The 24,884-nt window shown below is 62.6% G+C and carries 27 protein-coding genes; 4 read left to right on the top strand and 23 right to left on the bottom strand.

The genetic code is table 11. The features are described 5' to 3' along the window. Nucleotides 1-205: 205 nt before the first annotated feature. On the top strand, nucleotides 206-1,273 hold the full coding sequence (gene hemE, locus E4O98_RS14785) for a uroporphyrinogen decarboxylase (protein ID WP_032878303.1): 1,068 nt from the start codon (nucleotides 206-208) through the stop codon (nucleotides 1,271-1,273). A 100-nt stretch (nucleotides 1,274-1,373) separates the two neighbouring features. Here hemE and E4O98_RS14780 read toward each other — a convergent pair whose 3' ends face one another. Then, entirely contained in the window at nucleotides 1,374-2,648 is a 1,275-nt protein-coding gene (locus E4O98_RS14780) for an MFS transporter (RefSeq protein ID WP_228309255.1), read from the bottom strand. A 124-nt stretch (nucleotides 2,649-2,772) separates the two neighbouring features. Here E4O98_RS14780 and E4O98_RS14775 point away from each other — a divergent pair, with 124 nt between their 5' ends. After that, entirely contained in the window at nucleotides 2,773-3,666 is an 894-nt protein-coding gene (locus E4O98_RS14775) for a LysR family transcriptional regulator (protein ID WP_216090630.1), read from the top strand. A 128-nt stretch (nucleotides 3,667-3,794) separates the two neighbouring features. On the opposite strand, the gene E4O98_RS14770 is transcribed toward E4O98_RS14775, so the two are convergent. The 20 genes from E4O98_RS14770 to E4O98_RS14675 are packed head-to-tail and all read right to left on the bottom strand — an operon-like array spanning nucleotide 3,795 to nucleotide 21,121. Then, a complete protein-coding gene (locus tag E4O98_RS14770) occupies nucleotides 3,795-4,190 on the bottom strand; it encodes a hypothetical protein (RefSeq protein ID WP_078820097.1) in 396 nt (131 codons plus the stop codon). Nucleotides 4,191-4,216: 26 nt separating this feature from the next. Further along, nucleotides 4,217-5,443: a beta-ketoacyl-ACP synthase gene (locus tag E4O98_RS14765; RefSeq protein WP_223017970.1), complete on the bottom strand. Its 1,227-nt coding sequence runs from the start codon at nucleotides 5,441-5,443 to the stop codon at nucleotides 4,217-4,219. Further along, nucleotides 5,443-6,171 carry a 3-oxoacyl-ACP reductase FabG gene (fabG, locus tag E4O98_RS14760; RefSeq protein WP_032878297.1) on the bottom strand — a complete coding sequence of 243 codons (729 nt, stop codon included), beginning with the start codon at nucleotides 6,169-6,171 and terminating at the stop codon, nucleotides 5,443-5,445. Before fabG ends, E4O98_RS14765 begins: the two co-directional genes overlap by 1 nt. Continuing rightward, entirely contained in the window at nucleotides 6,168-6,629 is a 462-nt protein-coding gene (locus E4O98_RS14755; RefSeq protein ID WP_078820098.1) for a hotdog family protein, read from the bottom strand. Before E4O98_RS14755 ends, fabG begins: the two co-directional genes overlap by 4 nt. Then, on the bottom strand, nucleotides 6,626-7,792 hold the full coding sequence (locus tag E4O98_RS14750; RefSeq protein WP_248135626.1) for a beta-ketoacyl-[acyl-carrier-protein] synthase family protein: 1,167 nt from the start codon (nucleotides 7,790-7,792) through the stop codon (nucleotides 6,626-6,628). The genes E4O98_RS14755 and E4O98_RS14750 overlap by 4 nt, the downstream gene beginning before the upstream one ends. Next, nucleotides 7,789-8,271: a DUF3261 domain-containing protein gene (locus E4O98_RS14745; protein WP_032878294.1), complete on the bottom strand. Its 483-nt coding sequence runs from the start codon at nucleotides 8,269-8,271 to the stop codon at nucleotides 7,789-7,791. Before E4O98_RS14745 ends, E4O98_RS14750 begins: the two co-directional genes overlap by 4 nt. Continuing rightward, nucleotides 8,268-9,017 (bottom strand): class I SAM-dependent methyltransferase, encoded by a 750-nt coding sequence (locus E4O98_RS14740; RefSeq protein ID WP_078820101.1) that lies wholly within the window; start codon nucleotides 9,015-9,017, stop codon nucleotides 8,268-8,270. Before E4O98_RS14740 ends, E4O98_RS14745 begins: the two co-directional genes overlap by 4 nt. Beyond that, nucleotides 9,014-10,261 (bottom strand): NAD(P)/FAD-dependent oxidoreductase, encoded by a 1,248-nt coding sequence (locus E4O98_RS14735; protein ID WP_248135625.1) that lies wholly within the window; start codon nucleotides 10,259-10,261, stop codon nucleotides 9,014-9,016. The genes E4O98_RS14740 and E4O98_RS14735 overlap by 4 nt, the downstream gene beginning before the upstream one ends. 33 nt (nucleotides 10,262-10,294) lie before the next feature. Next, the gene (locus E4O98_RS14730) at nucleotides 10,295-12,625 is read right to left on the bottom strand and encodes an MMPL family transporter (protein ID WP_248135624.1); all 2,331 of its coding nucleotides are present in this window, start codon (nucleotides 12,623-12,625) and stop codon (nucleotides 10,295-10,297) included. Then, a complete protein-coding gene (locus E4O98_RS14725; RefSeq protein ID WP_032878290.1) occupies nucleotides 12,597-13,292 on the bottom strand; it encodes an outer membrane lipoprotein carrier protein LolA in 696 nt (231 codons plus the stop codon). The genes E4O98_RS14730 and E4O98_RS14725 overlap by 29 nt, the downstream gene beginning before the upstream one ends. Continuing rightward, a complete protein-coding gene (locus tag E4O98_RS14720) occupies nucleotides 13,286-13,714 on the bottom strand; it encodes an acyl-CoA thioesterase (protein ID WP_032878289.1) in 429 nt (142 codons plus the stop codon). Before E4O98_RS14720 ends, E4O98_RS14725 begins: the two co-directional genes overlap by 7 nt. After that, nucleotides 13,707-15,248: an aromatic amino acid ammonia-lyase gene (locus tag E4O98_RS14715; RefSeq protein ID WP_248135621.1), complete on the bottom strand. Its 1,542-nt coding sequence runs from the start codon at nucleotides 15,246-15,248 to the stop codon at nucleotides 13,707-13,709. Before E4O98_RS14715 ends, E4O98_RS14720 begins: the two co-directional genes overlap by 8 nt. After that, entirely contained in the window at nucleotides 15,232-16,167 is a 936-nt protein-coding gene (locus E4O98_RS14710) for a glycosyl transferase (protein WP_248135619.1), read from the bottom strand. The genes E4O98_RS14715 and E4O98_RS14710 overlap by 17 nt, the downstream gene beginning before the upstream one ends. Continuing rightward, nucleotides 16,164-16,898, bottom strand: coding sequence for a glycosyltransferase family 2 protein (locus E4O98_RS14705; RefSeq protein WP_078820105.1), 735 nt, complete (start codon nucleotides 16,896-16,898; stop codon nucleotides 16,164-16,166). The genes E4O98_RS14710 and E4O98_RS14705 overlap by 4 nt, the downstream gene beginning before the upstream one ends. Further along, nucleotides 16,891-18,561, bottom strand: a complete 1,671-nt coding sequence (locus E4O98_RS14700; RefSeq protein ID WP_248090452.1) for an acyl-CoA synthetase family protein — start codon at nucleotides 18,559-18,561, stop codon at nucleotides 16,891-16,893. Before E4O98_RS14700 ends, E4O98_RS14705 begins: the two co-directional genes overlap by 8 nt. Beyond that, nucleotides 18,558-19,103, bottom strand: coding sequence for a hypothetical protein (locus E4O98_RS14695; RefSeq protein WP_078820107.1), 546 nt, complete (start codon nucleotides 19,101-19,103; stop codon nucleotides 18,558-18,560). Before E4O98_RS14695 ends, E4O98_RS14700 begins: the two co-directional genes overlap by 4 nt. After that, complete coding sequence (locus E4O98_RS14690; protein ID WP_003187949.1) at nucleotides 19,100-19,354, bottom strand: acyl carrier protein; 255 nt, start codon at nucleotides 19,352-19,354, stop codon at nucleotides 19,100-19,102. The genes E4O98_RS14695 and E4O98_RS14690 overlap by 4 nt, the downstream gene beginning before the upstream one ends. A 9-nt stretch (nucleotides 19,355-19,363) precedes the next feature. Continuing rightward, nucleotides 19,364-19,633 (bottom strand): phosphopantetheine-binding protein, encoded by a 270-nt coding sequence (locus tag E4O98_RS14685; RefSeq protein WP_248135617.1) that lies wholly within the window; start codon nucleotides 19,631-19,633, stop codon nucleotides 19,364-19,366. Beyond that, entirely contained in the window at nucleotides 19,611-20,423 is an 813-nt protein-coding gene (locus E4O98_RS14680) for a lysophospholipid acyltransferase family protein (protein ID WP_248135615.1), read from the bottom strand. The genes E4O98_RS14685 and E4O98_RS14680 overlap by 23 nt, the downstream gene beginning before the upstream one ends. Then, complete coding sequence (locus E4O98_RS14675; RefSeq protein WP_078820110.1) at nucleotides 20,399-21,121, bottom strand: beta-ketoacyl synthase chain length factor; 723 nt, start codon at nucleotides 21,119-21,121, stop codon at nucleotides 20,399-20,401. The genes E4O98_RS14680 and E4O98_RS14675 overlap by 25 nt, the downstream gene beginning before the upstream one ends. Nucleotides 21,122-21,436: 315 nt before the next feature. Between E4O98_RS14675 and E4O98_RS14670 the strand changes: the two genes are divergently transcribed. Beyond that, entirely contained in the window at nucleotides 21,437-22,207 is a 771-nt protein-coding gene (locus E4O98_RS14670; protein WP_248135613.1) for a ParA family protein, read from the top strand. Nucleotides 22,208-22,598: 391 nt separating this feature from the next. After that, nucleotides 22,599-22,817 carry a DUF6124 family protein gene (locus E4O98_RS14665; protein WP_103733928.1) on the top strand — a complete coding sequence of 73 codons (219 nt, stop codon included), beginning with the start codon at nucleotides 22,599-22,601 and terminating at the stop codon, nucleotides 22,815-22,817. Nucleotides 22,818-22,947: 130 nt separating this feature from the next. On the opposite strand, the gene trxC is transcribed toward E4O98_RS14665, so the two are convergent. Next, entirely contained in the window at nucleotides 22,948-23,382 is a 435-nt protein-coding gene (trxC, locus tag E4O98_RS14660; RefSeq protein ID WP_032878279.1) for a thioredoxin TrxC, read from the bottom strand. Between the two features lie 36 nt (nucleotides 23,383-23,418). After that, entirely contained in the window at nucleotides 23,419-24,882 is a 1,464-nt protein-coding gene (gene selO, locus E4O98_RS14655) for a protein adenylyltransferase SelO (protein WP_248135611.1), read from the bottom strand. Nucleotides 24,883-24,884 lie beyond the last annotated feature (2 nt).

Below are 24,884 nucleotides of genomic sequence, written 5' to 3'. Positions count from 1 at the left end.
GCGATGCAGGCAACTCGGTCTGTCAGCCAGACCCAGTTGATGCTATCGCAGGCAAGCCAGCTCCCACACAAACCTCATTTCACATTGAGGTTTGTGTTGCCAGTCATTGCGACAAATTGACCCGATAGACAAAAGGCTCCGCTCTTGCCGTGCCTTTTGCGTCGCGCTCTGAGAAAATGCCCGCACTTTTTTTGCGGATGCCGACATGACTGCCCTCAAGAACGACCGTTTCCTTCGTGCCCTGCTCAAGCAACCTGTAGACGTCACCCCCGTGTGGATGATGCGTCAAGCCGGTCGCTACCTGCCGGAATACCGCGCCAGTCGCGCCCACGCCGGCGACTTCATGAGCCTGTGCATGAATCCTGCGTTCGCCTGCGAAGTCACGATGCAGCCGCTGGACCGCTACCCACAACTGGATGCGGCCATTCTCTTCTCCGATATCCTTACCATCCCCGACGCCATGGGCCAGGGCCTGTACTTCGAGACCGGCGAAGGCCCGCGTTTCAGGAAGGTCGTCAGCACCCTGGCCGATATCGAAGCCCTGCCGATTCCTGATCCGCACAAAGACCTCGGCTATGTGATGGACGCGGTCAGCACCATCCGCCGCGAGCTCAACGGTCGCGTGCCGCTGATTGGCTTCTCTGGCAGCCCGTGGACGCTGGCCACCTATATGGTCGAAGGCGGTTCGTCGAAAGACTTCCGCAAGACCAAGGCCATGCTCTACGACAACCCGCAAGCCATGCACCTGTTGCTGGACAAGCTGGCACAGTCGGTGACCTCCTACCTCAACGGCCAGATCATGGCCGGTGCGCAAGCGGTGCAGATCTTCGATACCTGGGGCGGCAACCTGTCGGCGGCGGCGTACCAGGAATTCTCCCTGGCCTACATGCGCAAGATCGTCAGCGGCCTGATCCGCGAACACGAAGGTCGCAAGGTTCCGGTCATCCTGTTCACCAAGGGCGGCGGCCTGTGGCTGGAAAGCATCGCCGATGCTGGCGCCGATGCATTGGGCCTGGACTGGACCTGCGATATCGGCGAAGCCCGCCGTCGCGTTGGCAACCAGGTTGCGCTGCAAGGCAACATGGACCCCACTGTGCTGTACGCCAAGCCGGAAGCGATCCGCACGGAAGTCGGGCGCATCCTCGCTAGCTACGGCAAAGGCAGTGGCCACGTGTTCAACCTCGGCCACGGCATCACCCCGGAAGTGAACCCGGAGCATGCCGGCGCGTTCCTGCGTGCAGTGCACGAACTGTCGGCGCAATACCACGAGTAAAACGCAGAACAAAATGTGGGAGCTGGCTTGCCTGCGATGGCGGTGTTGAATTCACCGCCGCCATCGCAGGCAAGCCAGCTCCCACATAAAGCAAGTAGCCTCAGGTTTCCACATGCCCCAACGGCGGCAACTTCGCCAGCTTCAACGCCACCAGCAACGCGCCGATCAGTAGCGCGATAATGAATCCGCCAATCCCGTTCCACCCGGCAAAATGCCAGAAGAACCCGCCTGCCGTCCCGGCAATACTCGATCCCACGTAATAGCAGAACAGGTAAAGCGACGACGCCTGCCCCTTGGCTTTCACCGCACGGCGGCCGATCCAGCTGCTGGCCACCGAGTGGGCGCCGAAGAAGCCGAAAGTGAAGATCAACATGCCCGGCACCACCAGCCACAGCGGGGTGAACAGCGTCAGGGCCATGCCGGCGAGCATCAGCACGATGGTGCCCCACAGCACTCGGCGGCGGCCGAGGCGGTCGGCCAGGGAGCCGATCTTGGCCGAGCTGTAGATGCCCGACAGGTACACCACTGACAACAGGCCAACCACCGCCTGGCTCAGCTCATAGGGTGAGGCCAGCAGGCGATAGCCGATGTAGTTGAACATCGTCACGAAGGCGCCCATCAGCAGGAAGGCTTCAAGGAACAGCCACGGCAGGCCGGCGTCCTTGAAGTGCATGACGAAGCCGTCCACCAGGCTGCGCGGCTTGAGGCTGCTGGCGCGGAAGTTGCGCGATTCGGGGAGGATCTTCCAGAACACCGTGGCGGCGATCAACGCCAGGGCGCCGATGATCAGCATTGCGGTGTGCCAGCTGACGAAGTCGATCAATACGCCGATGATCAGTCGGCCGCTCATGCCGCCAATCGCATTGCCGCCGATGTACAGGCCCATGGCCAGGCCGATGTGCTGCGGGTGGATCTCTTCGCTGAGGTAGGTCATCGCCACGGCAGCCAGGCCGCTCAGGGACAGGCCCACCAGCGCCCGCATCAGCAGAATCCCCTCCCAGGTCGGCATCAGACCGCTGGCGATGGTAGCCAGCGCCGCACAGAACAACGCGGCGACCATCACCGGCTTGCGCCCCAGCCGGTCGGAAATCGGCCCGGTGATTAGCAGGCCGCAGGCAAGCATCGCGGTCGCGACCGAAAGAATCAGGCTGCTTTGCGCCGCATTGATGGAAAATTCATGGGACAGCGCCGGCATCATCGGCTGTACGCAATACAGCAGGGCGAAGGTGGCAAACCCGCCGGAGAACAGCGCCAACACCGTGCGCATGAACATCGGCGTGCCTTTTTCGATGTACTCGTCATTAAGCTGCGCCACCACGTCATCGAGGGCTGAGGGCGGGGTGTGTTGGGCAAGTGGAGCAACAGCAGGATTCACGGGGGACCTCGGGGAGGAAAGTCTGCCAGGACTGACAATACGAAAAAGAATATAGCTGGCTAATGATTCTTTCCAATATATTGTTCGACCTGTTTGATAGGTTCTACGACCTAATGAGGTGTGCATGGAATTACGTCACCTGCGGTACTTCATCGCCGTCGCTGAAGAACTGCACTTTGGCCGCGCCGCGCAGGTGCTGGGCATATCGCAACCGCCCTTGAGCCAGCAGATCCAGGCACTGGAGCAAGAGGTGGGGGCGCGGTTATTTGAGCGTACCAATCGTCGGGTCGAGCTGAGCGAGGCCGGGCGCCTGTTCCTGCAAGAGGCGCGGCTGGTGCTGGCCCAGGTCGACAAGGCGGCAGACGTGGCGCGCAGAGCGCAATTAGGAGAGCTCGGGGAGTTGAAGATCGGCTTCACATCTTCCGCGCCGTTCAATTCCAGTATTCCCCAGGCGATCTTTGCGTTTCGCCAGGCTTTCCCGGCAGTGCACCTCAATCTGCAGGAGATGAGCAGCACGGAGGTGGCCGAGTCATTGGTGGATGAGTCGATCCAGGTCGGGCTGATGCGGCCTTTGCCGTTGCCTGATTCGCTGAGCGTGGTCGAGTTGATGCGCGAGCCGCTGGTTGCCGTATTGAGCGCCGGCCATCCGTTGGTGGAAGGCAGCGAGCGCGGCCTGCACCTGGCGCAGTTGGCGCAGGAACCCTTTGTATTTTTCCCACGCACCTACGGCAGCGGCCTGTATGCCCAACTGCTCAACCTGGCCCGCGACGCCGGGTTCAGCCCGCATTTTGCCCAGGAAGCGGGGGAGGCGATGACCATCATCGGCCTGGTGGCGGCGGGGTTGGGCGTGTCGGTGTTGCCGGCGTCTTACCAGCGTATCCGCATTGATGGGGTGGTCTATCGCACCTTGCTGGACCCGGAGGCGATGACAGCGGTGTGGCTGGTGCAGCGCAAGGGCGTGCAAACGCCGATGGCTAAGGGGTTTGTGGAGTTGTTGACGCACAGGGCATCTGAATAACGCCCTTGAGAACATGGCATATCTCATGTGGGAGGGGGCTTGCTCCCGATAGCGGTGGTTCAGTTAGAGAGACTGAGACTGACACTGACACACTGCTATCGGGAGCAAGCCCCCTCCCACATTTGGCCTTACTGCATCCCGGCCGAGCGTATCCCCGCCAGAATATCCCGGTCCAGCATGCTCACCCAACGGTTGTAATTGCGATGGATCTTGCCGTCCTTGTAGCCCAGGTCGCGGCTGTCGCGGTAGGTGATGGCGTAGCTGTTGCGGGTGTAGCGGATATCGATTGCTGCATAGAACTGGCCGCGCACGGTGATCTCGGCCTGCACCAGTTGCGGGCTCAGGCGTTGTACTGTCCACTCACGTTTTTGCAGGGCAGCGACGATCACCTGTTTCATTTTTTCTTCGCTGACCTGGGTCGTGGCCGGCAGTTCGTGCTGGGTGTTGAGCACTGGTTTGCTGGTGCAGCCGGCAGTGGTCAACAGGGCCAGGGTGATCAGGGTAGCGCGTAGCAGGGAAGACATTCCGTTTTCTCCAATCGATTAAAAAGTCAGGCCCAGCGGCGGAAGATCAGCGAGGTGTTGACGCCGCCGAAGGCAAAATTGTTGTTCATCACGTAGTCGTTGTGCATCTGGCGAAAGCCCCCTTGCAGGTAATCGAGCTCGCCGCATTGCGGGTCGACCGAATCCAGGTTGAAGGTGTGCACGTAGTGGTCGCGGTTCATCATCTCGATGCTGAACCACGACTCCAGCGCGCCGCAGGCACCCAGGGTGTGGCCGAGGAAACTCTTCTGCGAGCTGATCGGCATACGGCTGCCGAACAGGCTGCTGGTGGCCAGGGTTTCGGCGATGTCACCTTGGTCGGTGGCGGTGCCGTGGCCGTTCACATAGCCGATGGCAGAAGGTGCAAGCCCAGCGTCTTCCAGTGCCAGTTCCATGGCACGGCGCATGGTTTTCTGTTCCGGGCGGGTGGTGTGCTGGCCGTCGGCATTGCTGCCAAAGCCAACCAGCTCAGCGTGAATATGCGCGCCCCGCGCCAACGCGTGTTCCAACTCTTCCAGTACCAGGATGCCGGCGCCTTCCCCAATCACCAGGCCATCACGGCCGCTGTCGTAGGGGCGCGGACTGGTTTGCGGCGCATCGTTTTTCAGGCTGGTGGCGTAGAGTGCATCGAACACCATGGCTTCGGTGGGACACAGTTCTTCGGCGCCACCGGCGAGCATCAAGGGCAGGCGCCCGAACTTGATCGCTTCATAGGCATAGCCGATGCCCTGGCTACCGCTGGTGCAGGCGCTGGACGTGGGGATCAAGCGCCCGGTGAGGCCAAAGAAAATGCTGATATTCGCCGCGGTGGTGTGCGGCATCATCCGCACATAGGAGTTGGCGTTTAGCCCCTCGGCCACGGAATTGAGCAGCATATTGCCGAACGCCTTGATCTCATCGGTGCTGCCGGTGGACGAGCCACAGGCCACGCCCATGCGCCCGTCCTTGATCGACGGGTCACCGAGCAAGCCGGCATCCTGCAGTGCCTGCTCCGCTGCCCACACCGCCAGGCGCGAGACACGGCCCATGCTGCGCAATTGCTTGCGGGTCCAGTGCGCAGGCACCACAAATTCATCAATCGGCCCGGCCAGGCGCGTGTTCAATTCGGTAAAGCGGTCCCATTCATCCATGCGCCGGATACCGCTGCGGTTGGCGCGAAAGTTGGCGGCGATGGTGTCCCAATCGCTGCCCAGGGACGTCACGCCGGCCATGCCGGTGACAACGACGCGCTTCATCAGCACAAGCCTCCGTTCACGGCCAGCACCTGGCGTGTGATATAGCCCGCTTCGGCCGACATCAGGAAATTTACCGCGCCAGCCACTTCTTCCGGCGTGCCCATGCGCTGTGCCGGGATCATTTTCATCAGTTCTTCGACGGGGACGTTTTCATCCAGCATCGCCGTGTCGATCAACCCCGGCGCCACGCAGTTGACGGTGATCTTGCGTTTGCCCAGTTCGATCGCCAGCGCCTTGGCTGCGCCGATCAGGCCGGCTTTTGAAGCACTGTAGTTGACCTGGCCGCGGTTGCCGATCAACCCGGACACCGAGGTGATGCACACGATACGCCCAGCGGCGCGACGTCGAATCATCGGCATCATCACTGGGTGCAGCACGTTGTAGAAACCATCGAGATTGGTGCGCATCACCACGTCCCAGTCGTCTTCCGACAGGGCAGGGAAGGCGCCGTCGCGGGTCAGGCCGGCATTGAGCACCACGCCGTAGTAGGCGCCATGTTGCTCCACGTCGGCTTCAAGGATGGCCTTGCAACTGGCGCGGTCGGACACGTCGAATTGCAGCACCCGCGCCTTGCGACCCAGGGCCTCGATCTCGACCTGCACGGTGTCGGCTTCGGCGCGGCCACTGCGGCAATGCAGCACGATGTCATGGCCGGCCTGGGCCAGGCGCAGGGCAATGGCGCGGCCGATGCCACGGCTGGAGCCGGTGACCAGTACGGATTCAGTCATGACGTTGGGTCCTTCGATTCATCTAAATAGTTGGCCGCCTGGGGCGGTCGAAATACGTTCAGGCGCGCACTGGCCTGGATACCCTTACCGGTGAGGTGGCATTCGAACACACCCATGCCGTTGTCGTCTTCCAGGGAGCGCAGGCCGTGGATATTCAGCTCGGCGCCTGCCGGGAAGTACTCGACATTGCACTCGAACTTGCGTGTACCCAACAGGAAGCCCAGTTCCACCGCGCGGCCTTGCTGGCGTGCATGGCAGCCGGCATAAGCGGCGACGCTTTGCGCCATCAATTCCAGGCCGACCCAGGCCGGCAGGCTACCGTCAGGGCGGTTGAACAGGCCGTCGGGCTTGACGGTGACGCGGGTGCGGATCTGCTCATCATCGAACGACAGCACCTGGTCGATCAGGATCATGTCGCCCGCGTGGGGTAGCAGCTCGGCAAGTGGCCAATCGATCATGGGGCCTCTGCGATTATCAGGCTGACGTTATTACCGCCGAAGGCAAACGAGTTGCTCATCAGGCAGGTTTTTTTCAAGGTGTCGCCGCTGTGCGTCCATTGCAAGGGCGGCAGCGCCGGGTCGGCGTGGCCATCCCACACGTGAGGCGGCAGCTGGCCCTGAGCCAGGCTCAGCCAGCAGAACGCCGCTTCCAGCGCTCCGGCGGCGCCAAGGGTGTGGCCGGTCATGGGCTTGGTCGACGAACAGGCCACACCGCCGGGGAACAGGCTGGCAACCGCCAGGCTTTCCATGGCGTCGTTGTGTTGGGTAGCGGTGCCGTGCAGGTTCAGGTAGCCGATCTGTTCGGGAGCCAGCTTTGCGCTGGCCAGGGCCTTGCGCATCGCCTGCAACGCGCCCTTGCCGCTGGGCTCGGGCGCGGAGATATGGTGAGCGTCGCAACTGGCACCGCTGCCCAGCAAGGCGATCGGTGCCGGCTCGCGGCTCATCAGGAACAGTACCGCCGCCTCACCGATATTGATGCCGTTGCGGTTCACCGAGAACGGGTTACAGCGCTCGCTGGATACCGCCTCCAGCGAGGTAAATCCGTTCAGGGTCAGCTTGCACAGGCTGTCCACGCCGCCACAGATCACCGCATCGCATACCCCAAGGTTCAGCAGGCGCTGGGCGCTCATCAAGGCACGGGCGCTTGAGGTGCAGGCGGTGGAAATCACATAGGCCGGGCCGCTCAATTGCAGCCAGTCGGCGAGGAAGTTTGCCGGGGCGCTGAGTTCCTGTTGCTGGTAGTCGTAGTCGGCAGGGAACTGCTTGTCGCGCAGGTAATGAGCAATGCCACGGCTGGCTTCGTCGATGCCCGAGGTGCTGGTGCCAAGCACCACGCCGACTCGCCCTGGGCCATAGGTTTGAATGGCCTGACGGATCTCATCTTCAATCTGCAACGCCGCTTCCAGCAACAACTGGTTATTGCGGCTGCTTTGTTGAGCCAGTTCCACCGGCAGAGGCACCAGTTCGCCCTGGACGGCAGCCACCGGCACCACGCGCTCCGGCACCCAGCCGCTTTCGGCGCGCATCCCTGAGCAGTCACCGGCAAACAGGTTGCGGCTGACTTCGGCCTGGCCGCGGCCAAGGGCGCAGATCACACCGAGGGCATTGAGGTAAGCGGTCATCGGCTGATACCCAGCGGGGTGATGCGATAACTCAACGGCTGGCCGGCCATGTTCACGCTGAACACCTCGGAAGACTGATAGATGATTTGCCAATGGCCCGGCAGCGTGCGCGTCAGGTCCATGGCCTGGGCGCGTGGATACAACGCCGGCACGTCACCGGCCGGGGTCAGGGCAAACAGCAGCGCGGCAAACAGCTCCCGCGCCTGGGGATTGGGTGGCAGCAAGCCGTCGGCCTGCCACTGCCCATCGAGCAGTTTTTGCCGGGCCAGGGGAATGCCCAAGGGGTCCATCATCGACCAGCGAATCGCGTGGCCTTCGCGCTGGATCACCAGCAGCCAGTCCTGGCGCTGCCCGTCCGCCAGGCGCTGCACATGCAGTTGCATCGGCAAGGCCAGCGCCGGGATTTTTTCCGGCAGCGGTGCCTGGCTGGCGCAGGCACTGAGCAGCAACAGGCAACCCATTAACAGCAGGCGCATCATGAGGCGGCGTTCTCCAAAGGTTTGCGCGCTACGCAGTTGACCAGGGTTTCCTCGCGCTGGCCCACCGGCGGCGCCTTGCGCAGGCCCCAGCGCTCCAGCAGGCCGAAGTCGCTGGAGCGGCTCCACCACAGGTAGGGGTACGAGACATTCTGCGAGTCGAATTCAAAGCCTTGCTCGCGCAGCATCTCCAAGTACTCTTCGGCGCTTTTTTGCACATGCATCGGGTGGCGGAACAACCAGCGAATCACCCAGGTGTCGATATAGGCTTCGGTGGATTCGGCAAACAGCAGATAGCCGCCCGGTTTGAGTACCCGGTAGAACTCCTTGAGCGCGCGATGTTGCTCGACCAAATGGTGAAAGGTCTGGTGGCAAAACACGATATCGACGCTGGCGTCCGGTACATCGAGGGTGGCGCAGTCACTGCCGATCAGCTCGACAGCCAGGCCCTGGCGCGCAGCCTCTTCACGGCTCAGCTCCAGACTGTGGGGGTCGGCATCCAGGCCGATCAGGCGTGAAGGCGCAAACACCTGCTGCAGCAACCGGAAGGACTTACCCTGGCCACAACCGGCGTCCAGCAACACCGGGGCCACCGGCAGCGGCTCGCTGAACAGGCTGCGCAGGTCGTTGATCGCCACGCGCAATACGTGATGCTGCCAGGTGTGGCTGCGCAGGAACCAGAAGCCGAACCTGGTTTCCTCGACATAATTTTTGCTCAGGTAGTTTTTTTCAACGGCAGGACTGCTCATACCGCTTCACTCGCACAAATATCCGACAACATCCGCAATCGCCGTTTAGGCTCGCTGACAAACGGGTTGCGCTCATCCCAGGCGTAACCGGCCAGGATCGAACTGATCATGCGGCGAATCTCCGGTGAGCTGCCAGGATGGAAAATCACATCCTGGAACGTACCGGCATACCAGCCTTCGACGTAGCAGCGGAAGGTATCGACACCGCGCTTCAAGGGTTCGGCGAATTCGCTTTGCCAGTCCACGGTCTCGCCGTTGAGCTGACGGTGCAGCACAGCGGCGGCCATGCTGGCCGACCGCATGGCGATGGTCACGCCGGACGAGAACACCGGGTCGAGAAATTCCGCCGCATTGCCCAGTAGCGCAAAGCCTGGGCCGTGCAGGCTTTTGACGTTGGCCGAATAGCCGCCGATGCTGCGTGCCGGGGTGTCCCAGACGGCGTTTTGCAGCACGGCGGTCAGGCTTGGCGTTTCATCGACAAAGCTGCGTAGGCAGGCGTCAAGGTCGCTGTCGCGGCCATCGAAATGCTCTTTGGCCGCAACCACGCCCACCGAGCAACGGCCGTTGCTGAACGGGATGGTCCAGAACCAGATGTCGCGCTGGGTCGGGTGGGTGGTGACCAGAATTTTGCTGCGATCAAAGCCTGGGTGTTCGATGCGGTCTTCGATGTGAGTGAACACGGCCTGGCGCAGCGGGAAGTTCGAGGGCGCCTCAAGGTCCAGCAGGCGCGGCAGCACGCGGCCATAGCCGCTGGCGTCGAGCACGAACTTGGCTTTGATGTGGTACTCGCTGCCGTTCTGTCGGCGCACATGCAGGTAGCGGCACTCGCCGGAGAAATCCACACCGACAATGCTTTGGCCATAGCGGATTTCCACACCTTGCAGCGCCGCCTGATCGGCCAGCAACCTGTCGAACTCGCCGCGCTGCACCTGGAAGGTGGTGGGCTTGCCGTTGCTGAAGGTGTCGCCAAAGTCAAACGCACTGTAGCGCTCGCCCCAGGCGAACGCGGCGCCGGTTTTTACCTGGAAGCCCGCCGCTTGCACAGCGTCCAGCATCCCGGCTTCTTCGATGAAGTCTATGCAGTGCGACAGCAGGCTTTCGCCAATCGAAAAACGCGGGAAATGCTCGCGTTCGATGATCAATACATCATGCCCTTTGCGCTTTAGCAGCGCGGCCGCAATGGCACCGGATGGCCCGGCACCGATCACCACCACCTGGCGACGTTCCATTTCAACTGTGGGCACGAGGGCTCCTTGCCGCATGGGCGATAATCGCATTCATAAGGTGTGTTTCTGCTGGGCTGCCCAGGGCGCCAGCATAAAGCTGAATGCCAGGCCCAGGCTGACCGATAAACCGAAATTACTCACGGCCGGTGTACTCGACACCGCCAGCAGGCCGAACGACAACCAGGTTGTCAACGCCGCCAGCAGTGTTCCCAAGAGGCTGACGGCCGGGCCGCCGATCTGCTCGCGCATCAAGATCGCGTAGTCAACGCTGATGGCCGTGACCAGCAACAGGCCAAACAGGCTGAACAAGGTCAGCGGCTGGCCCAGCCAGCCGAGGCTGGCCAGGCTGCACAGCGCGGCCAGCAGGGGCAGGGCGACGATACGCAAGGCGCCGCCAAAACCGAAGGGCGCAATCAGCAACAGCACGATCAACACGCACGACAGCAACTTCAATTCGGCTGCGCTGATTTGCGTGTCGGCAAACACGCGGTTCAAGTCGCCCAAGCGATCGACCAGTTGCACGCCGGGCAAATCCAGCGCCTGCACCCGCAGCAACGCCGGGTTGTTCAAGCCTTGCAAGCTGACCATGGCCGCCACGCCGCCGTCGACCGGGCCGAGCCAGAGCGTGCGCCAGGGTTCGGCCAGCGGGCCTTGCAGCGCTGCGTCAATGTCTTGAGTGGGCAGCGCCTGCAACTGCGCGACTTCAGCCTGCAGGGCACTGACGGGCACGCCGAGGTCCAGCAGCGGTTGCCAGTGTTGCGCCAGAGTGTTCAGCGCATCGCGCAGTTGTTGCTGCTCCTCGGGCAGGTTCACCAGTTGACTGAGCGCCAGGTAGCCCTGGAGCTTGTCCATGTTCACCAACTGATCCAGGCGTTTGCCCAGGGCGGCTTGGCGTTCCAGCAACTGTTGCTGATTATCTGCGCGCACCAGGAAAAACTGGCTGGTGGGCTGGAACCCGGTGATGCGCGCTACGGCCTGTGCTTCCTGGAGCAATTGCGGCGGCGCGCCGATCCACTGGCGAATATCGTTCTTGCTGTTGAGCTGCCACAGGCCGGCGGCGCAGAACACCAGCACCGCCACCAGCAGCACAGAACCGGGCACGCGTTTGATCAAGGCGGTACGCAGTTGCCATAGGGCCTGGGCGACACGCAGCGGCCATTGCGCCGGGCGCAGCTCCACGCCCTTGAGCAGCGCAGGCAGCAGGCACACCGCACACAAATAAGCCCCCACCAGCCCGGCGGCGGAGAACACTGCGATTTGCGTCAGCGCCGGGAAGGGTGTCCAGGCCAGCGCCAGGTAGCCGATGCAACTGGTGGCCAGGCTCAGGCTCAGCCCCGGCAGGGTCAGGCGCAACGCCGGCCAACTGCGCCAGGGTTGCAGGCTCCAGCTTTTGGACAGGTAGTGCAGTGGGTAATCCACCGCCACGCCGATCAGGCTGGAGCCCAGCACCAGGGTCATCACATGCATATGCCCAAACAGTGCCACACAAGCGACTGCGCCAAACAGCATGCCCACCAGCACCGGCACAAATGCCAGCAACACCCGCCAGCGTCGGAAAGCCAGCAACAGCAACAACAGGATGCCGATGGTTGCGCCACCGCCGACCCAGGTGATTTCCCGCGTGGCTTGCTGCTGCCCATTGGCCGCGTAGAGCAAGCCGCTGGCGGCGAGCAATTGCGCGCCGTGCTCACCAGCCTGCTCGCGGCTGGCCTGGAGTAAATCCGCCACTTGCAACGGCAATTTCATATCGAAGGCATTGCCGTTGGTGCGTGCCCGCACCAGCACCCAGCTTTGGCCGTCGGCTTCGGCGATCAAGGCGCCGCTGCCGATGTCCAGCTGAACCGCGCCGTGTTGTGGCTGGCTGTTCTGGATACGCCCGGTCAGGCCGAGCCAGTCGTCCTGGCTCGGCACCAGGCTGAAGCCGGTGAACGGGTCGAACAGTGCTTGTACCCGCTGCTGGATAAAAGCGCCGGGGCGTTCGATCAGTTGCTCACGGTCGTTGGCCGAGAGCATCGACAAACGCCCACGCAGCAGTTGCTCGCGCAACGCCGGCAAGTCGGCTTGCAGGTTCCATTGCACCTGTTCAAACAGACCGCTGGCCTGCCAACGCTCGCCCATTTGCTGCGCCGCGGCCAGTGCTTGCTGGCGGTCGGCATGGCCCACCAGTACCAGCATCTCGCGGTTCAGCGGTTCTTGCATACGCTGTTCGGCCTGCTGTTCCAGGGCGTCCGGCGTACTGCCCGGCACCAGTTCCATCAGGTTGGCCGACAACGGCGCGCCATGGCGCCACTGCCAGCCGGCCAGGGCCAGCACGGCCACCAGCAGGATCAGGAACAGGCGCGGCAGCAGGCGCTCACTGGGCAAAGTCGTGTTGCTCCGCATCGCTCAAGGGTTGGTCGGCCGTGCTGTCCTGCATACGCAATACAGTGCTGTCGCCCTGGGTTTCCAGCAGCTCGATGGTTTGCACCAGTTCGCCGCCGTCGATATTGATCCGGGTGAACACTTGCTTGAGCAGCAATGAGCGCGGGGTCAGCGTGAGCTTCCAGTTGTGGGGCTGGCCTTGCAGTTGCAGTTCGAAGTCACGCTGCAAGCCGCTGCTGTCGCCCTGGAGTACGGCGAGAAACAGGCGATTCTGTTCGGCCCCGGCGCTCTTGTTCGGCAGCGGTTGCCAGCCGTTGGCGTCACGCCGGGCGATGCCTTGGCCTGTGATGCGGTAGTCCTGTTGCAGCGGGGTCTTGAGCAGCCATAACAGGCCGTGGTCCTTGGCGAGCACGAAGGTGCCTTTGCTGACCAGCGGCTGGGGCAGGGCGCGCAGGTGTTTTTCCTGAGTGAAGCTGCCGTGGATGACAGAGGGTTTTGCAAGCTGATCGCTCAACTGCTGCAAGTCGAACGCCTGGGCCAAGCCTGGAACGCCCAACAGCAGGATAAGCACAATCCCTGTGGGAGCGGGCTTGCCCGCGAAGAACCTGAGGACGCTGCGTAGTGTCAGGCGTCGTGCGTTATCGTTAACGACCATCGCGGGCAAGCCCGCTCCCACAGGGGTCAGCATTTCAGGGCCCTTTCTACGGCATCGGTGAATATCTTGGGCGAGGCAAGTTGCATCTCGCGGTTGGCGATTTGCACCGCCACTTGCACGGTGCTGGCGCGGGTCAAGCGCTCGCCGCTCGCCAGGTCAGTGATCAGGTAGTTGACCTTCAAACGGTTCTCCCACTCCACCAGGCTGGCACGCACATTGAGCGTCTGGCCGAAGGTCGCGCCACGTACATAGCGTAGCTGCATGTCGATCACCGGCCAGGCGTAGCCGGACTCGAGCATCGCCGTGTAGTTATGGCCGATCTTGTCCAGCAGCGCACAGCGCGCCACTTCCAGGTACTTCACGTAGTGCCCGTGCCACACCACGTTCATGGTGTCGATATCGAAAAACGGCACGAGGATTTGCGTGTCGCAGTGCAATACGCCGGGGCTACGCATGCAGCCTCCAGTGTTGCGCGGCGATGCGTTGCAGGCACAGGCGCAGTTCGCCTTCCAGGGCACGGTCTTCGATGACTGGCGGGAAGTCCATGGCCAATTCTGCGTGCATTGCGGCCAGTGCCGGTGGCAGCGCTCGGGCATCTTCTGCTTGGGCTCGCAGCCACACGCCCTGGTTGGCGGCGAGCAGGGCGGCGGCGGCTACTTGTTCGGTCAGCTCCAGTACGCGGATTGCATCGCGGGCAGCGATGGTGCCCATGCTCACCTTGTCCTGGTTGTGGCACTCGGTGGAGCGTGAGAACACACTGGCCGGCATGGTGTTCTTCAATGCTTCGGCGGTCCAGGCGCTGGTGCCGATCTGCACGGCCTTGAAACCGTGATTGATCATCGCGCGGTCGGCGGGGGCGCCCGAGAGGTTGCTTGGCAGGCCATGGTTGTAACGCACGTCCACCAGCAGCGCGAGCTGGCGGTCGAGCAGGTCGGCGACGTTGGCCACCAGGGTCTTGAGGCTGTCCATGGCGAAGGCGATATGCCCGCCGTAGAAGTGCCCGCCGTGCAGTACGCGTTCTTCTTCAGCGTCGATGATCGGATTGTCGTTGGCGCTGTTGAGTTCGATCTCGATGAACGAGCGCAACCAGCTCAGGCTGTCGGCCAACACGCCGAGCACATGGGGGGCGCAGCGCAGCGAGTAGCGATCCTGCAAGCGATGCAGCGGCGCCGCTGGCGCATCAATCGCCAGGTCGTTGCGCAGCCACGCGGCCACTTGCATCTGCCCAGGGTGCGGCTTGGCGGCGAACAGGCGCTCGTCGAAGTGTTCCGGGTTGCCTTGCAGCGCCACCACATTGAGCGCGGTGATGCGCGTCGCCAGGTGGAGCAGGTAGTCGGCGCGGGCGAAAGCCAGGCAGGCCAGGCCAGTCATCACGGCGGTGCCGTTCATCAAGGCCAGGGCTTCCTTGGGGCGCAGCACCAAAGGCTCCCAGCCCAGTTCGCGGTGCACGTCGACCGCCGGGCGGCGTTCGCCACGAAACAGCACTTCACGTTCGCCGGACAAGGTCGCTGCCACGTAGGACAGCGGCGTCAGATCACCGCTGGCGCCCACCGAGCCTTCTTCCGGGATCAGTGGCAGCACATCGTGTTCGAGGAAGGCGTGCAGGCGTTCCAGCAGTTCCACGCGTACGCCCGACACGCCATGGCACAGCGACTGCAAACGCGCCGCCAACACGGCGCGGGTGGCTTGGGCGTCGAGCAGCTTGCCCAGGCCGCAACCGTGAAAGGTGTACAGGTGACGCGGCAAGGCTTCGACGTGTTCCAGCGGTACCGCCACCACGCAGGAGTCGCCGTAGCCGGTGGTGACGCCGTAGATCACGCCTTCCTTGTCCAGCAGCGAGTCGAGAAACTGCGCGCCCTTGGCGATGCGCTGACGATAGGCAGCATCACCCTGCAATTGCGTGGGCGCCTGACGGTTGGCCAGGGCCAGCACGTCTTCGATGCGCAAGGGGCGTTCGCCAAAGGTTACCGGCTCAAGATGCGTCGTCATCGGTCTTCCAGAAAGGGTAAAAGTTGAACCATTGTTGGGGCGCTTGCAGGCAGAACTGGCCCAGGCGTGCGGCGTAGCGGGCGGTCCACTCGGCAATCACCTGCTCGCGGGTGCTGCGCTTCCATTCGATCAACGGTGCGAAAGGCTCGATGGTCAGGCGATAGCGGCCTTGGTGTTTGAGGCACATCAGCAGGTTCACCGGGCATTTGAGCAGCCCGGCCAGCAGCCACGGGCCTTGGGGGAGCGCAGCCGGGTGGCCGAGGAAATCCACGCGCACCGTGCGCCCACCGTGCAACGGTATGCGGTCACCGGCAATCGCCAGCCATTCGCCGTCGTCCAGGCGCTGGCTGAGCAGCAGCATGGTGGCCGGGTCCAGCTCGCTGACCTGGATCAGGCGCAAATGGCTGGCCCCGGCTTCACCCAACAGGCGGTTGAAACGCTCGGCGTGCTTGGTGTGCACCAACACGTTCATGGTGACCTGTTCACCGATCTCCGCCAGTGCACGGCACACTTCCAGGTTGCCCAGGTGCGCGCCCACCAGCATCTGCCCGCGCTCGCCACGCAGTTGCCCGCGCAATTGCGCCGGGTCGTTGATTTCGATCTGTTCCAGGCCCAGCTTGCCGTTCCATACGTCGAGCTTGTCGAGCAGGGAATCGGCGAAGGCCATGAACTGGCCGAAGACTTTCCGGTGGCTGGGCAGCAGTTCATCGCACCCACTCCATTGGGCCAGGCGCTGTTGATATTGCCAGGCGCTGCGGCGCGCCGTGCGGTCAAACAGAAAGAAGTAGAAAACGATGCTGTAGAGCAAAGGGCTCAACAGGCGACGACCCAGGACTTTTGCGGCGAGCGCCGTGAGCTTCATCAGCCAGAAGCTGCCGCGTTCCTCGCGGTCGGCCCAGTGCTTGGTGCTGTCGCTCATGCCTGCCACCGTCGCCACAGGATCATCGGCGCACGCACCAACATGCCGAAAAACAGCCGCGTGTGCATGGCGCTGATGCGAACGTTGTCGCGGAACAAGCGAAAGTGCGACAGGCCGTCGGCCGGGTAGTGCACCTGGGTCGGCAGCCAGCGCATCGGTTGGTTGCGCCAGGCCAGGCGCACCAGGATGTCCGAGTCGAAATCCATGTGCGTGCCGATGTAGGCCGAGTCCATCAAGGCCAGGGTTGGCGCCAGCGGGTACACGCGAAAACCGCACATCGAGTCGCGAATCTGCAACGACAGGGTGTTGATCCACACCCATACGTGGGTCAGGTAACGCGCATACAAACGGCCTTTGGGCACGCTGTCGTCGTATTCGGGGTAGCCGCAGATGACGGCGTCAGGGTGCCGGCGCGAGGTGTCGATAAAGGTCTCGACTTCACGCAGGTCGTGCTGGCCGTCGGCGTCCACTTGCAGGGCGTGGGTGTAGCCCTGGCGCGCCGCTTCGCGAAAGCCGGCCATCACGGCGCCACCCTTGCCCTGGTTGCTGGGCAGGGTCAACAGGGTGACGTTGTCGAGGGTGGCCAATTGCGCCAACACCGCTGCGCAGGCCGGGCTGCTGCCGTCGTCGACCAGCAGGCACGGCAAGCCGCTGCCCAGCAGGCTGCGGACCACGGCGGGTACGGCAGTTTCGTGGTTGTACACCGGAATCAGGGCGCAGGGGTTATGCATTCGCAGTCACCAACTGTATGCGACCGCTGGAACAGGCGGCAACGCCGTTGCGGTAGGTGAAATAAAGCTTGCTGCGTTCCGGGTCAAAGCGCAGGTGCAGTTCAATCTGATCGCCCGGGCGCACCAGTTGCTGGAACTTGAGCACTTCCATGCCGGCGAAGGTGCTCGGCAAGTCGAGCAGTTGCTGGCCCAGGTTGAACGCCCATTCCACTTGCACCACGCCCGGCAGCACGGGCGTTACCGGGAAGTGTCCGCTGAAATAGGCCAGGTCCGGCGGAACGCTCAGTTGCACGGTCCATTCGCCATCGGCTTCGACCTGCTCCAGCACTTCGGGGGCTTTTGGCCGGGGAGCCAGCAGAAGTGCTTCGATATCGGCCTGGGGCAGCTTGCCCTGGCTGTTGAGCGGCAATTGGCGCAGCAACCGCCAGCGACGGGGCAGGGCCAGGGCTTCGCAATGTTGGCCCAGGTGCTGGCGCAGGGTTTGGGTGAGCGTGCGCCGGCCCTGGTTGCGCAGGGCATGCAGGCCATCGCTGCTGAGCACCACCAGCGCGCCAAGGGAGGCGCGGTTTTCCTGCACTACACCCAAGCGGGTTTCGGCGACCCAGGGATGGGTCATCAATGCCTGTTCGAGCATCGGCAGGGAGATGCGTTTTTCTTCCAGCTTGACGATGCGGTCCAGGCGGCCCAGCAATTCGAAGCGGCCATCGGCATGGATGCGTGCAGCGTCGGCGGTCTGTTCGATGTGCCCTTCGGGCAGGTACTTTGACGCGATGCGCAGCGCGCCGTCGGCATCCTGGCTCAGTTGCACATCGGCAAACGGCTGCCAGGGTTGCGCGCCCTGGCGCCAGGCGATGCCGCCGGTTTCCGAGCTGCCGAGAATTTCCGTCGGCCATTGCTGCAAGCGGTCATACAGACTGCCGGCGGCTTCAACGGGCAGCGCGCCACCGGAGGAAAACACCCGCGCAACCTGGCTCAGTGCCGGCCAGTCGAGGTTGTCGCCCATGCGTTTGAGCAGCGCCGGGCTGGCGACCCAGGCGAATTGTGGGTGCTCGCGGCTGGCGCGCTGCATGTCTTCGGGGAACGCCAGTTGCTTGCGCACAAAGGTGCGACCTGCGCACAGCGGCCACAGCACGCGAAACAGCAAGCCGTAGATGTGCTGGGTGGCGACGCTGCCGATGATGCAGGCGTCTTTGAGGTCCGCCCCCCACAGGGCTTCCAGCGCCTCGACTTCATTGGCCAGTTGGCGCAGGGACTTGTCGATGCGCTTGGGCTCGCCGCTGGAACCGGAGGTGCACAGGCTCAGTTGGCAGGTGTCCAGGTCGAGAACCGCAGGGCTCAGTGGCGCCTGGTACAGCGCCTCGAGATCAGCGGCTTCGATCAACCAGGCGTCGACGGCAGGATCCCAGCGATGGCGGGTCTGGGGCTGCAGGTCGGCCGGCAGCAGTACGCTGGCACCGGCGCGCCAGGCGCCCAGCAAGGCAATCGCCAGGACGCCCGCGTCTTCCAGGTACACGGCCAGGCGCTGGATGCCTCGCGCCTGCAAGCCGGCCGCCAGGCGCAGGGATGCTTCCCACAGCTGGGCGTGATTCATGTCAGGCTCGGTGGTGACCCAGCGCTGTTGCAGCGGCTCAAGCAACAAGTGCTCAAGTTTCAACCCATTCATACGCGGCCTCGAACCCTTTGTCGTACCAGCCATTCCACGGCAAACAACAGCGCCATCAGCCCGTAGGCGATCAAGCCGTTGTACAACGTCCACCAGCTCAGCGGCGCCCACAGCGTGAGCGCGGCGGCGAGCAAGCCGTTACACAGAAAAAATGCACTCCACACCACGGTGACCTGGCGGGTATACACGATTGCCTTCGGCGGCAGTTGCGGGTCAGTCATGCGTGCCAGGCGCTCGACCATCGGCGGGCCGTATTTCAGGCTCAGGCCGAACAGCGCCAACATGAACGCGCTGACCAGGCTGGGGTACCAACGCAGCCACTGCGGGTTATCGAACCAGGCCAGCAGCACGCAGAACACGATCACCGTCACCGCCATCCAGCGGCTGCCCGGGCGCCGCCCAGCGGTCAGGGCGCGCAACAGCCACAGGCTGCCCAGCAACAGGCCGAATTGCCACGGTGCAAAATGCTCGGTGCCGTAATACACCGCAAAGGGGTACAGCAGCCCCGCCAACAACAGGCCAAGGCCGATCAGCCGGCTCATGCGGCGGGCTGGACCAGACGGTATACCGCCTCAACCACGTCGTTCACGGTGCGCACCGCCTTGAATTCTTCGGCGGCGATCTTCTTACCGGTCTGGCGCTTGATGTGGTCGATCAGGTCCACGGCGTCGATGCTGTCGATTTCCAGGTCTTGATACAGGTTGGCGTCGAGGGTGACGCGCTCCGGGGGCAGTTCAAACAGTTCCACCAAGGCATCGCGCAGGGTGTTGAAAATATCGTCACGAGTTTGCATGGTACGGTCTCAAGCTGCCTGTCGGGCCGTGACGAGCGCCGCAAGGCTGGCCACGTTGGTGAAATGATTGCGGGTGTCCTTGGCGTCGGCATCGATCTTGATGCCGTAGGTTTTCTGGATCGCCAGGCCCAATTCCAGGGCATCGACCGAGTCCAGGCCCAGGCCTTCGCCAAACAGAGTCTGTTCGCTGCCAATGTCGTCGGCGCTGATGTCTTCCAGGCCCAGGGCCTCGATGATCAGCGTCTTTATGTCGTGCTCAAGGCTTTTTTGGTTGCTCATCTTCGGCGAGCTCCTTAATGAAATAGTGATGCAGGTAATCGTTGAGCTTGCGTGAAGCCTGGGGCGCGGCGCCGAGCGCGGCAAACGCTTGTGGCTCTATATCGGCCCCCACGCGCAAACTGAAGTGAAATCGACGTTTGGGGATGCGATACCAGGGTTCGGCCTTGGTCAGGGTGGTGGGGCTGACCTTGATCACCACCGGGGTGATGATTGTCGCACCCCGCAGGGCAATGGCCGCGCCGCCGCGATGAAAGGCGGGGGCCGCGCCGGGTGTGGTGCGGGTGCCTTCGGGAAAGATGATCAGGGTCTGGCCGGCGCGCAGGGCATCGGCAGCCGCATCGAGCATATCGGCGCTGCCGTCGTTGCTGATGTAGCCGGCATCACGCACCGGCCCGCGGGTGAAGGGGTTCTGGAACAGGCTCTGCTTGACCACGCAGTTGGTCTGGCGCATCAGGCCGATCAGGAACACCACATCGATCAGCGACGGGTGGTTGGCAACGATCATCTGCCCTGGGCGCCCGAGCTTCTCGGCGCCTTCCACGCTGTAGGTCAGCACGCCGACACGCTGCATCAACCGCACAAAGAACCAGAACAGCCGGCTGATGGTGTGACGTGCACGGCGCTGGTGCTGTTCGGCACTGCCCGGCAAGCAACTGAGCAATGGAAACACCAGCAAACGCAGGCACAACCCGCCCACGCCGAACAGGAAAAAGCTCGCGGCGGTAGCGAGCAGGCGCCAGTAATAGGCGTCCCGAGGCTTGTCGGTCAGGGCTTGCGTTGCCAGTTCCATACTCGGTTCTTCCAGGCATGTTGGCAGGCGCCCTGTTCGGTCAGCAGGGTGCGCAGCAGGTTCAGGGCGTGGGGCCACTGGGCGATGGTGGAGGGTTGGACAGTGCCGGTGGTAAGTTCCAGCTGCCACTCGTCGCCCGGTGTGAGCAACAGGCCGAGGGCATAGGGGAACGGTACGTCATGGATCCAGCCGGCGTAGGCTTCGGGCGGCTGTTCTTCAGTGATCACCAGCAGCACCGCCGGGGCGCCTTCGTTGAGCAGTGCGGCGGCTTCGAGGAGGCCGTGCTCCAGGCCATCGCCAACGGCGGCGAGGGCAGTCATCTCGGCGGTTTCATTGCGCAGGATCGACCACAGGCCGATCACCGCGTTGTGCACCGACAGGCTGAACTGGGTGGGCGACAGCGGCTGCTCGTTGGCCAGATCACTGAGGATATCCAGGGTGCGCGGGGTTTCGCCGTGGCGGGAAATGAACACCAGCGGCAGCTCTGCAAGGCCCTCGGCCAGCGGCCAGCCGACGCTGAATGCCATGCGCGCCAGCCGGCTCAAGCGGCGGCGCTGCATAGCTGGCAGAAATGACACATCCGGGCAGGCTTCGCTGACGGGCAGCAACACCGGGTCCCGGCACCAGGCGTGCCAGTCGTGCGCACTCTCAAGGCCAGGAGCCCAGGCGCGCCATTGGGCGATGTTGAAGTTGATCACTGAGAAGTTATCCCGCCCCTGCGGGCTTCCATGTGCGGCCAATGGCCCCGGATTCCGGGACAGAGAGCAATAGCCGAATGGCGCGCATTATCCCGGTGCCGCGGGGTTCTAGCAAATAGTGGTGAAAATTTGTTCACTATTGATCACAAATAAGTTGGAAGAATTTACAGATTGTCGGCGATCACAGGCCAGGCTGGGTCGTCGGAGATTTCCCATTCATTTGTGAGCCAGGCACAGCGTATGGATGAACGAGGTAGCTAACTGGCGCTTTTGCGCTCTACACTCGGTCATTCATTGATACACGGAGGTTTTTCCATGCGGCGCGTGGTGTTCAATCAAAAAGGCGGCGTGGGCAAGTCCAGCATCGCCTGCAACCTGGCGGCGGTCAGCGCCAGCGAAGGTTATCGAACCCTGTTGGTGGACCTCGATGCGCAAGCCAACTCGACCCAGTACCTCACCGGGTTGACGGGCGAAGACATCCCCATGGGGATCGCGGATTTTTTCAAGCAAACGTTGTCTTCCGGGCCGTTTTCGAAGAAGAACAAGGTTGATATCTACGAAACGCCGTTCGACAACCTGCACGTCATCACCGCCACCGCCGAGCTGGCAGACCTGCAGCCCAAGCTCGAAGCCAAGCACAAGATCAACAAGCTGCGAAAGCTGCTGGATGAGTTGAGCGAGGATTACGACCGGATTTACCTCGATACTCCACCCGCGTTGAACTTCTATGCGGTTTCTGCGCTGATTGCGGCTGATCGTGTGCTGATCCCCTTCGATTGCGACAGCTTTTCGCGCCAGGCCCTGTATGGCCTGCTGGCGGAAATCGAAGAACTGAAGGAAGACCATAATGAAGGCCTGGAAGTGGAAGGTATCGTGGTCAACCAGTTTCAGGCCCGGGCCAGCCTGCCGCAGCAGATTCTGGATGAACTGATTGCCGAAGGGCTGCCGGTGCTGCCGGTGTACCTGGCCAGCTCGGTGCGAATGCGCGAGTCGCACCAGGAGAGCAAGCCGCTGATCCACCTCGACCCACGGCACAAGCTGACTCAGCAGTTTGTGGAGTTGCATAGCCTGCTGGAAAACGCCTGACCCCACAGGCAGCTCCCACAGTTTGGATTGCATTTCGGCAGGTGGGTTGGATTTGTCCCACAGGGTCTGTAGGAAGGGTCTGGCAATTGGGCTTGTGCCTTGTAACCTTGCCTACAGCTACGCCAGAATCCGCCGGCTTGTGCGTCTGGATGGGCGTCTCTAAGGTTTGCCGGTCGCTGAATGTTCAGTGATCGGGTTTAGTAGCCCGACCGACCAAAGCATGTGCACCTGCTCCAAAAGCATGGCGTTATCGCCTATCTGATGGTGGCTGTGCGCAGGGCACCTTCGGGTGCGCCGGTCTTTGCTTTGTTCCCCGGTCTACTAACCTGCGTACAGCTGCCACCCTTCGTTTAGTAGCGAAACGGTAGTGGCCCTATCAGGGAACAAATGCATGTCTATCCGTCTTTTCAATGTTTCACCCAACCTCCCCACCGAAGCCCTCGTGCTCAACAGCTACGAAACCTTCTCCTCCGTGCGCACGCTATTACTCAACTTGTCCAACGACCTCACAGGCGAACATCGCGATGTGGCCCTGGCGATTCACCAATTAAGCGAACTGGGTGTCATGCTGGTCGGCCAGATGATGGACCGCGAAGCCCCCCTGACCTAAAGCTGAAATGCATTCAATGTGGGAGCTGGCTTGCCTGCGATAGCATCGCCTCGGTGTACCAGGCAGACCGAGTCGCCTGCATCGCAGGCAAGCCAGCTCCCACATTGACCGAGTTGATGGCGGGGGATGTTTATACGCCCTGGCTACGCAACCAGCTCATCAGCTGCGGCAACGGAAACGCCCCGCTCTGGCGCGCCACTTCGCGACCGTTCTTGAACAGAATCAAACTGGGAATAGAACGAATCCCCAACTGCGCCGACAGCTGCTGATTAGCCTCACTGTCCAGCTTCGCCAGCCGGCACTTGCCTTCAAGCTGCCCGGCGGCCTGCTCGAATACCGGCGCAAACGACTTGCACGGCCCGCACCATTCGGCCCACACATCGACCAGGAGCGGCAGGTCGCCCTTGATCTGGCTGGCATAGTCGCCCTGTTTCAAATCAAAGGGTTTGCTCAGCAACACCGACTGCTTGCAACGCCCGCACTTGGGCGCATCACCCAGGCGTTCGCCGGGGATGCGGTTGAGGCCGTTGCAATGTGGGCAGGGGATGACAAGAGATTCGGACATCGGGGGCTCCTTGGGGGTGGCTATGGGTTTCAGGACTTACGACGAACAACTAATCTCCAAATGCTTACCCCAATCCGGCGGCCGTTGCGCGTACTGCTCCATCCCCGCTTGCTCTTCAAACGGCCTGGTTAGCACTTCATGCAGCCGTCGCACTTCGCTGTAGTCGCCTGATTCGGCGGCGGCGATGGCGTTTTGGGCCAGGTAGTTACGCAGGATGTAGAGCGGGTTCACCGCATGCATCCGCTCACGGCGCTGTTCCTGGGTGAAATCCCCGTCCCGCGCAACGCGGGCCTTGTACCGCTCGGCCCAGGTATCAAACCCGGCCAGGTCGACAAAGTCGTCACGTAGCCGCGTCACGGCCAGCGCCGCGGATTCATCGCCCAGGCGTCGGAAGAACAGTGTGTAGTCCACGCCGCTGTTCTGCATCAGCTTGAGCAAGTCTTCCACCAGTTTCTGGTCATCCTCTTCAGCGCTCGTGAGCCCCAGCCGGCGGCGCATCAGGTCCAGGTAGTGGGCCTGGTAGAACGGCAGGTACAGGCCAAGTGCCTCCTTCAAGGCATCAACGCTGATGAACGGCGTAAGCGCCTGGGCCAAGGCGCTGAGGTTCCACTGCCCGATAGGCACCTGGTTGCTGAAGGAGTAGCGCCCTTCATGGTCGGAGTGGTTGCAGATGAAGTGCGCGTCAAAATCATCGAGAAACGCGAAGGGCCCGAAGTCGAAGGTGATGCCCAGAATCGACATGTTGTCGGTGTTCATCACCCCGTGGCAAAAGCCATAGGCCTGCCACTTGGCGATCATTTCGGCATTGCGCTCGACGATTTCGCGGAACATCGCCAGGTACGGCTCAGGCTGCTCGCGGCACTCGGGGTAATGCAGGTTCAGCACGTGTTCGGCCAACTCGGCCTGCTGTTCGGGCTTCTTGGTGTAGTAGAAGTATTCGAAATGCCCGAAGCGGATATGGCTATGGGCCAGGCGCAACACCATGGCGCCACGTTCCTGTTTCTCACGCCAGACCGGGGTGCTGGAGCCGATCACGCATAGGGCGCGGCTGCTGGGGATGCCCAGCGCATGCAGGGCTTCAGAGGCAAGGAATTCCCGGATCGAAGAGCGCAACACCGCACGCCCGTCGCCCATGCGCGAGTAAGGCGTCATCCCCGCGCCCTTGAGGTGCAAATCCCAATGCTCGCCGGCGTCGTTGTAGACCTCGCCCAGCAACAACCCGCGGCCATCGCCCAATTGCGGGGTGTAGCCGCCAAACTGATGCCCCGAATAGACCATCGCCCTTGGTTCGGCTTCGGCCCACAGCTTGTGGCCGCCAAACAGTTCGGCAAACACGGGCGTTTCAGCCACGGCCGGGTCGAGGTCGAGCAGCGCCATGGCGGCCTTGCTTGCCACGACCAGGCGCGGCTCGTCCAGAGGCTCGGGCAGAACGTGGGTTGAGAACGCATCGCCCAGGCGTGCGAAGCGGTTGTCGAAGGTCAGTTCGTCGAGGGCTTTCACCG

The sequence above is a fragment of the Pseudomonas sp. W2Jun17 genome (assembly GCF_023127795.1).
Taxonomy (GTDB): Bacteria; Pseudomonadota; Gammaproteobacteria; order Pseudomonadales; family Pseudomonadaceae; genus Aquipseudomonas; species Aquipseudomonas synxantha_A.
Note: the sequence above shows the minus strand (reverse complement) of the source record. Positions and strands in the feature narration are given on the sequence as shown.

Bases quoted from the DNA above. Each gene is read 5' to 3' on its own strand.
- hemE (WP_032878303.1), top strand. From the start codon at position 206: ATGACTGCCCTCAAGAACGACCGTTTCCTTCGTGCCCTGCTCAAGCAA.
- E4O98_RS14775 (WP_216090630.1), top strand. From the start codon at position 2,773: ATGGAATTACGTCACCTGCGGTACTTCATCGCCGTCGCTGAAGAACTG.
- E4O98_RS14770 (WP_078820097.1), bottom strand. From the start codon at position 4,190: ATGTCTTCCCTGCTACGCGCTACCCTGATCACCCTGGCCCTGTTGACC.
- E4O98_RS14765 (WP_223017970.1), bottom strand. From the start codon at position 5,443: ATGAAGCGCGTCGTTGTCACCGGCATGGCCGGCGTGACGTCCCTGGGC.
- fabG (WP_032878297.1), bottom strand. From the start codon at position 6,171: ATGACTGAATCCGTACTGGTCACCGGCTCCAGCCGTGGCATCGGCCGC.
- E4O98_RS14755 (WP_078820098.1), bottom strand. From the start codon at position 6,629: ATGATCGATTGGCCACTTGCCGAGCTGCTACCCCACGCGGGCGACATG.
- E4O98_RS14750 (WP_248135626.1), bottom strand. From the start codon at position 7,792: ATGACCGCTTACCTCAATGCCCTCGGTGTGATCTGCGCCCTTGGCCGC.
- E4O98_RS14745 (WP_032878294.1), bottom strand. From the start codon at position 8,271: ATGATGCGCCTGCTGTTAATGGGTTGCCTGTTGCTGCTCAGTGCCTGC.
- E4O98_RS14740 (WP_078820101.1), bottom strand. From the start codon at position 9,017: ATGAGCAGTCCTGCCGTTGAAAAAAACTACCTGAGCAAAAATTATGTC.
- E4O98_RS14730 (WP_248135624.1), bottom strand. From the start codon at position 12,625: ATGCGGAGCAACACGACTTTGCCCAGTGAGCGCCTGCTGCCGCGCCTG.
- E4O98_RS14725 (WP_032878290.1), bottom strand. From the start codon at position 13,292: ATGCTGACCCCTGTGGGAGCGGGCTTGCCCGCGATGGTCGTTAACGAT.
- E4O98_RS14720 (WP_032878289.1), bottom strand. From the start codon at position 13,714: ATGCGTAGCCCCGGCGTATTGCACTGCGACACGCAAATCCTCGTGCCG.
- E4O98_RS14715 (WP_248135621.1), bottom strand. From the start codon at position 15,248: ATGACGACGCATCTTGAGCCGGTAACCTTTGGCGAACGCCCCTTGCGC.
- E4O98_RS14710 (WP_248135619.1), bottom strand. From the start codon at position 16,167: ATGAGCGACAGCACCAAGCACTGGGCCGACCGCGAGGAACGCGGCAGC.
- E4O98_RS14705 (WP_078820105.1), bottom strand. From the start codon at position 16,898: ATGCATAACCCCTGCGCCCTGATTCCGGTGTACAACCACGAAACTGCC.
- E4O98_RS14700 (WP_248090452.1), bottom strand. From the start codon at position 18,561: ATGAATGGGTTGAAACTTGAGCACTTGTTGCTTGAGCCGCTGCAACAG.
- E4O98_RS14695 (WP_078820107.1), bottom strand. From the start codon at position 19,103: ATGAGCCGGCTGATCGGCCTTGGCCTGTTGTTGGCGGGGCTGCTGTAC.
- E4O98_RS14690 (WP_003187949.1), bottom strand. From the start codon at position 19,354: ATGCAAACTCGTGACGATATTTTCAACACCCTGCGCGATGCCTTGGTG.
- E4O98_RS14685 (WP_248135617.1), bottom strand. From the start codon at position 19,633: ATGAGCAACCAAAAAAGCCTTGAGCACGACATAAAGACGCTGATCATC.
- E4O98_RS14680 (WP_248135615.1), bottom strand. From the start codon at position 20,423: ATGGAACTGGCAACGCAAGCCCTGACCGACAAGCCTCGGGACGCCTAT.
- E4O98_RS14670 (WP_248135613.1), top strand. From the start codon at position 21,437: ATGCGGCGCGTGGTGTTCAATCAAAAAGGCGGCGTGGGCAAGTCCAGC.
- E4O98_RS14665 (WP_103733928.1), top strand. From the start codon at position 22,599: ATGTCTATCCGTCTTTTCAATGTTTCACCCAACCTCCCCACCGAAGCC.
- trxC (WP_032878279.1), bottom strand. From the start codon at position 23,382: ATGTCCGAATCTCTTGTCATCCCCTGCCCACATTGCAACGGCCTCAAC.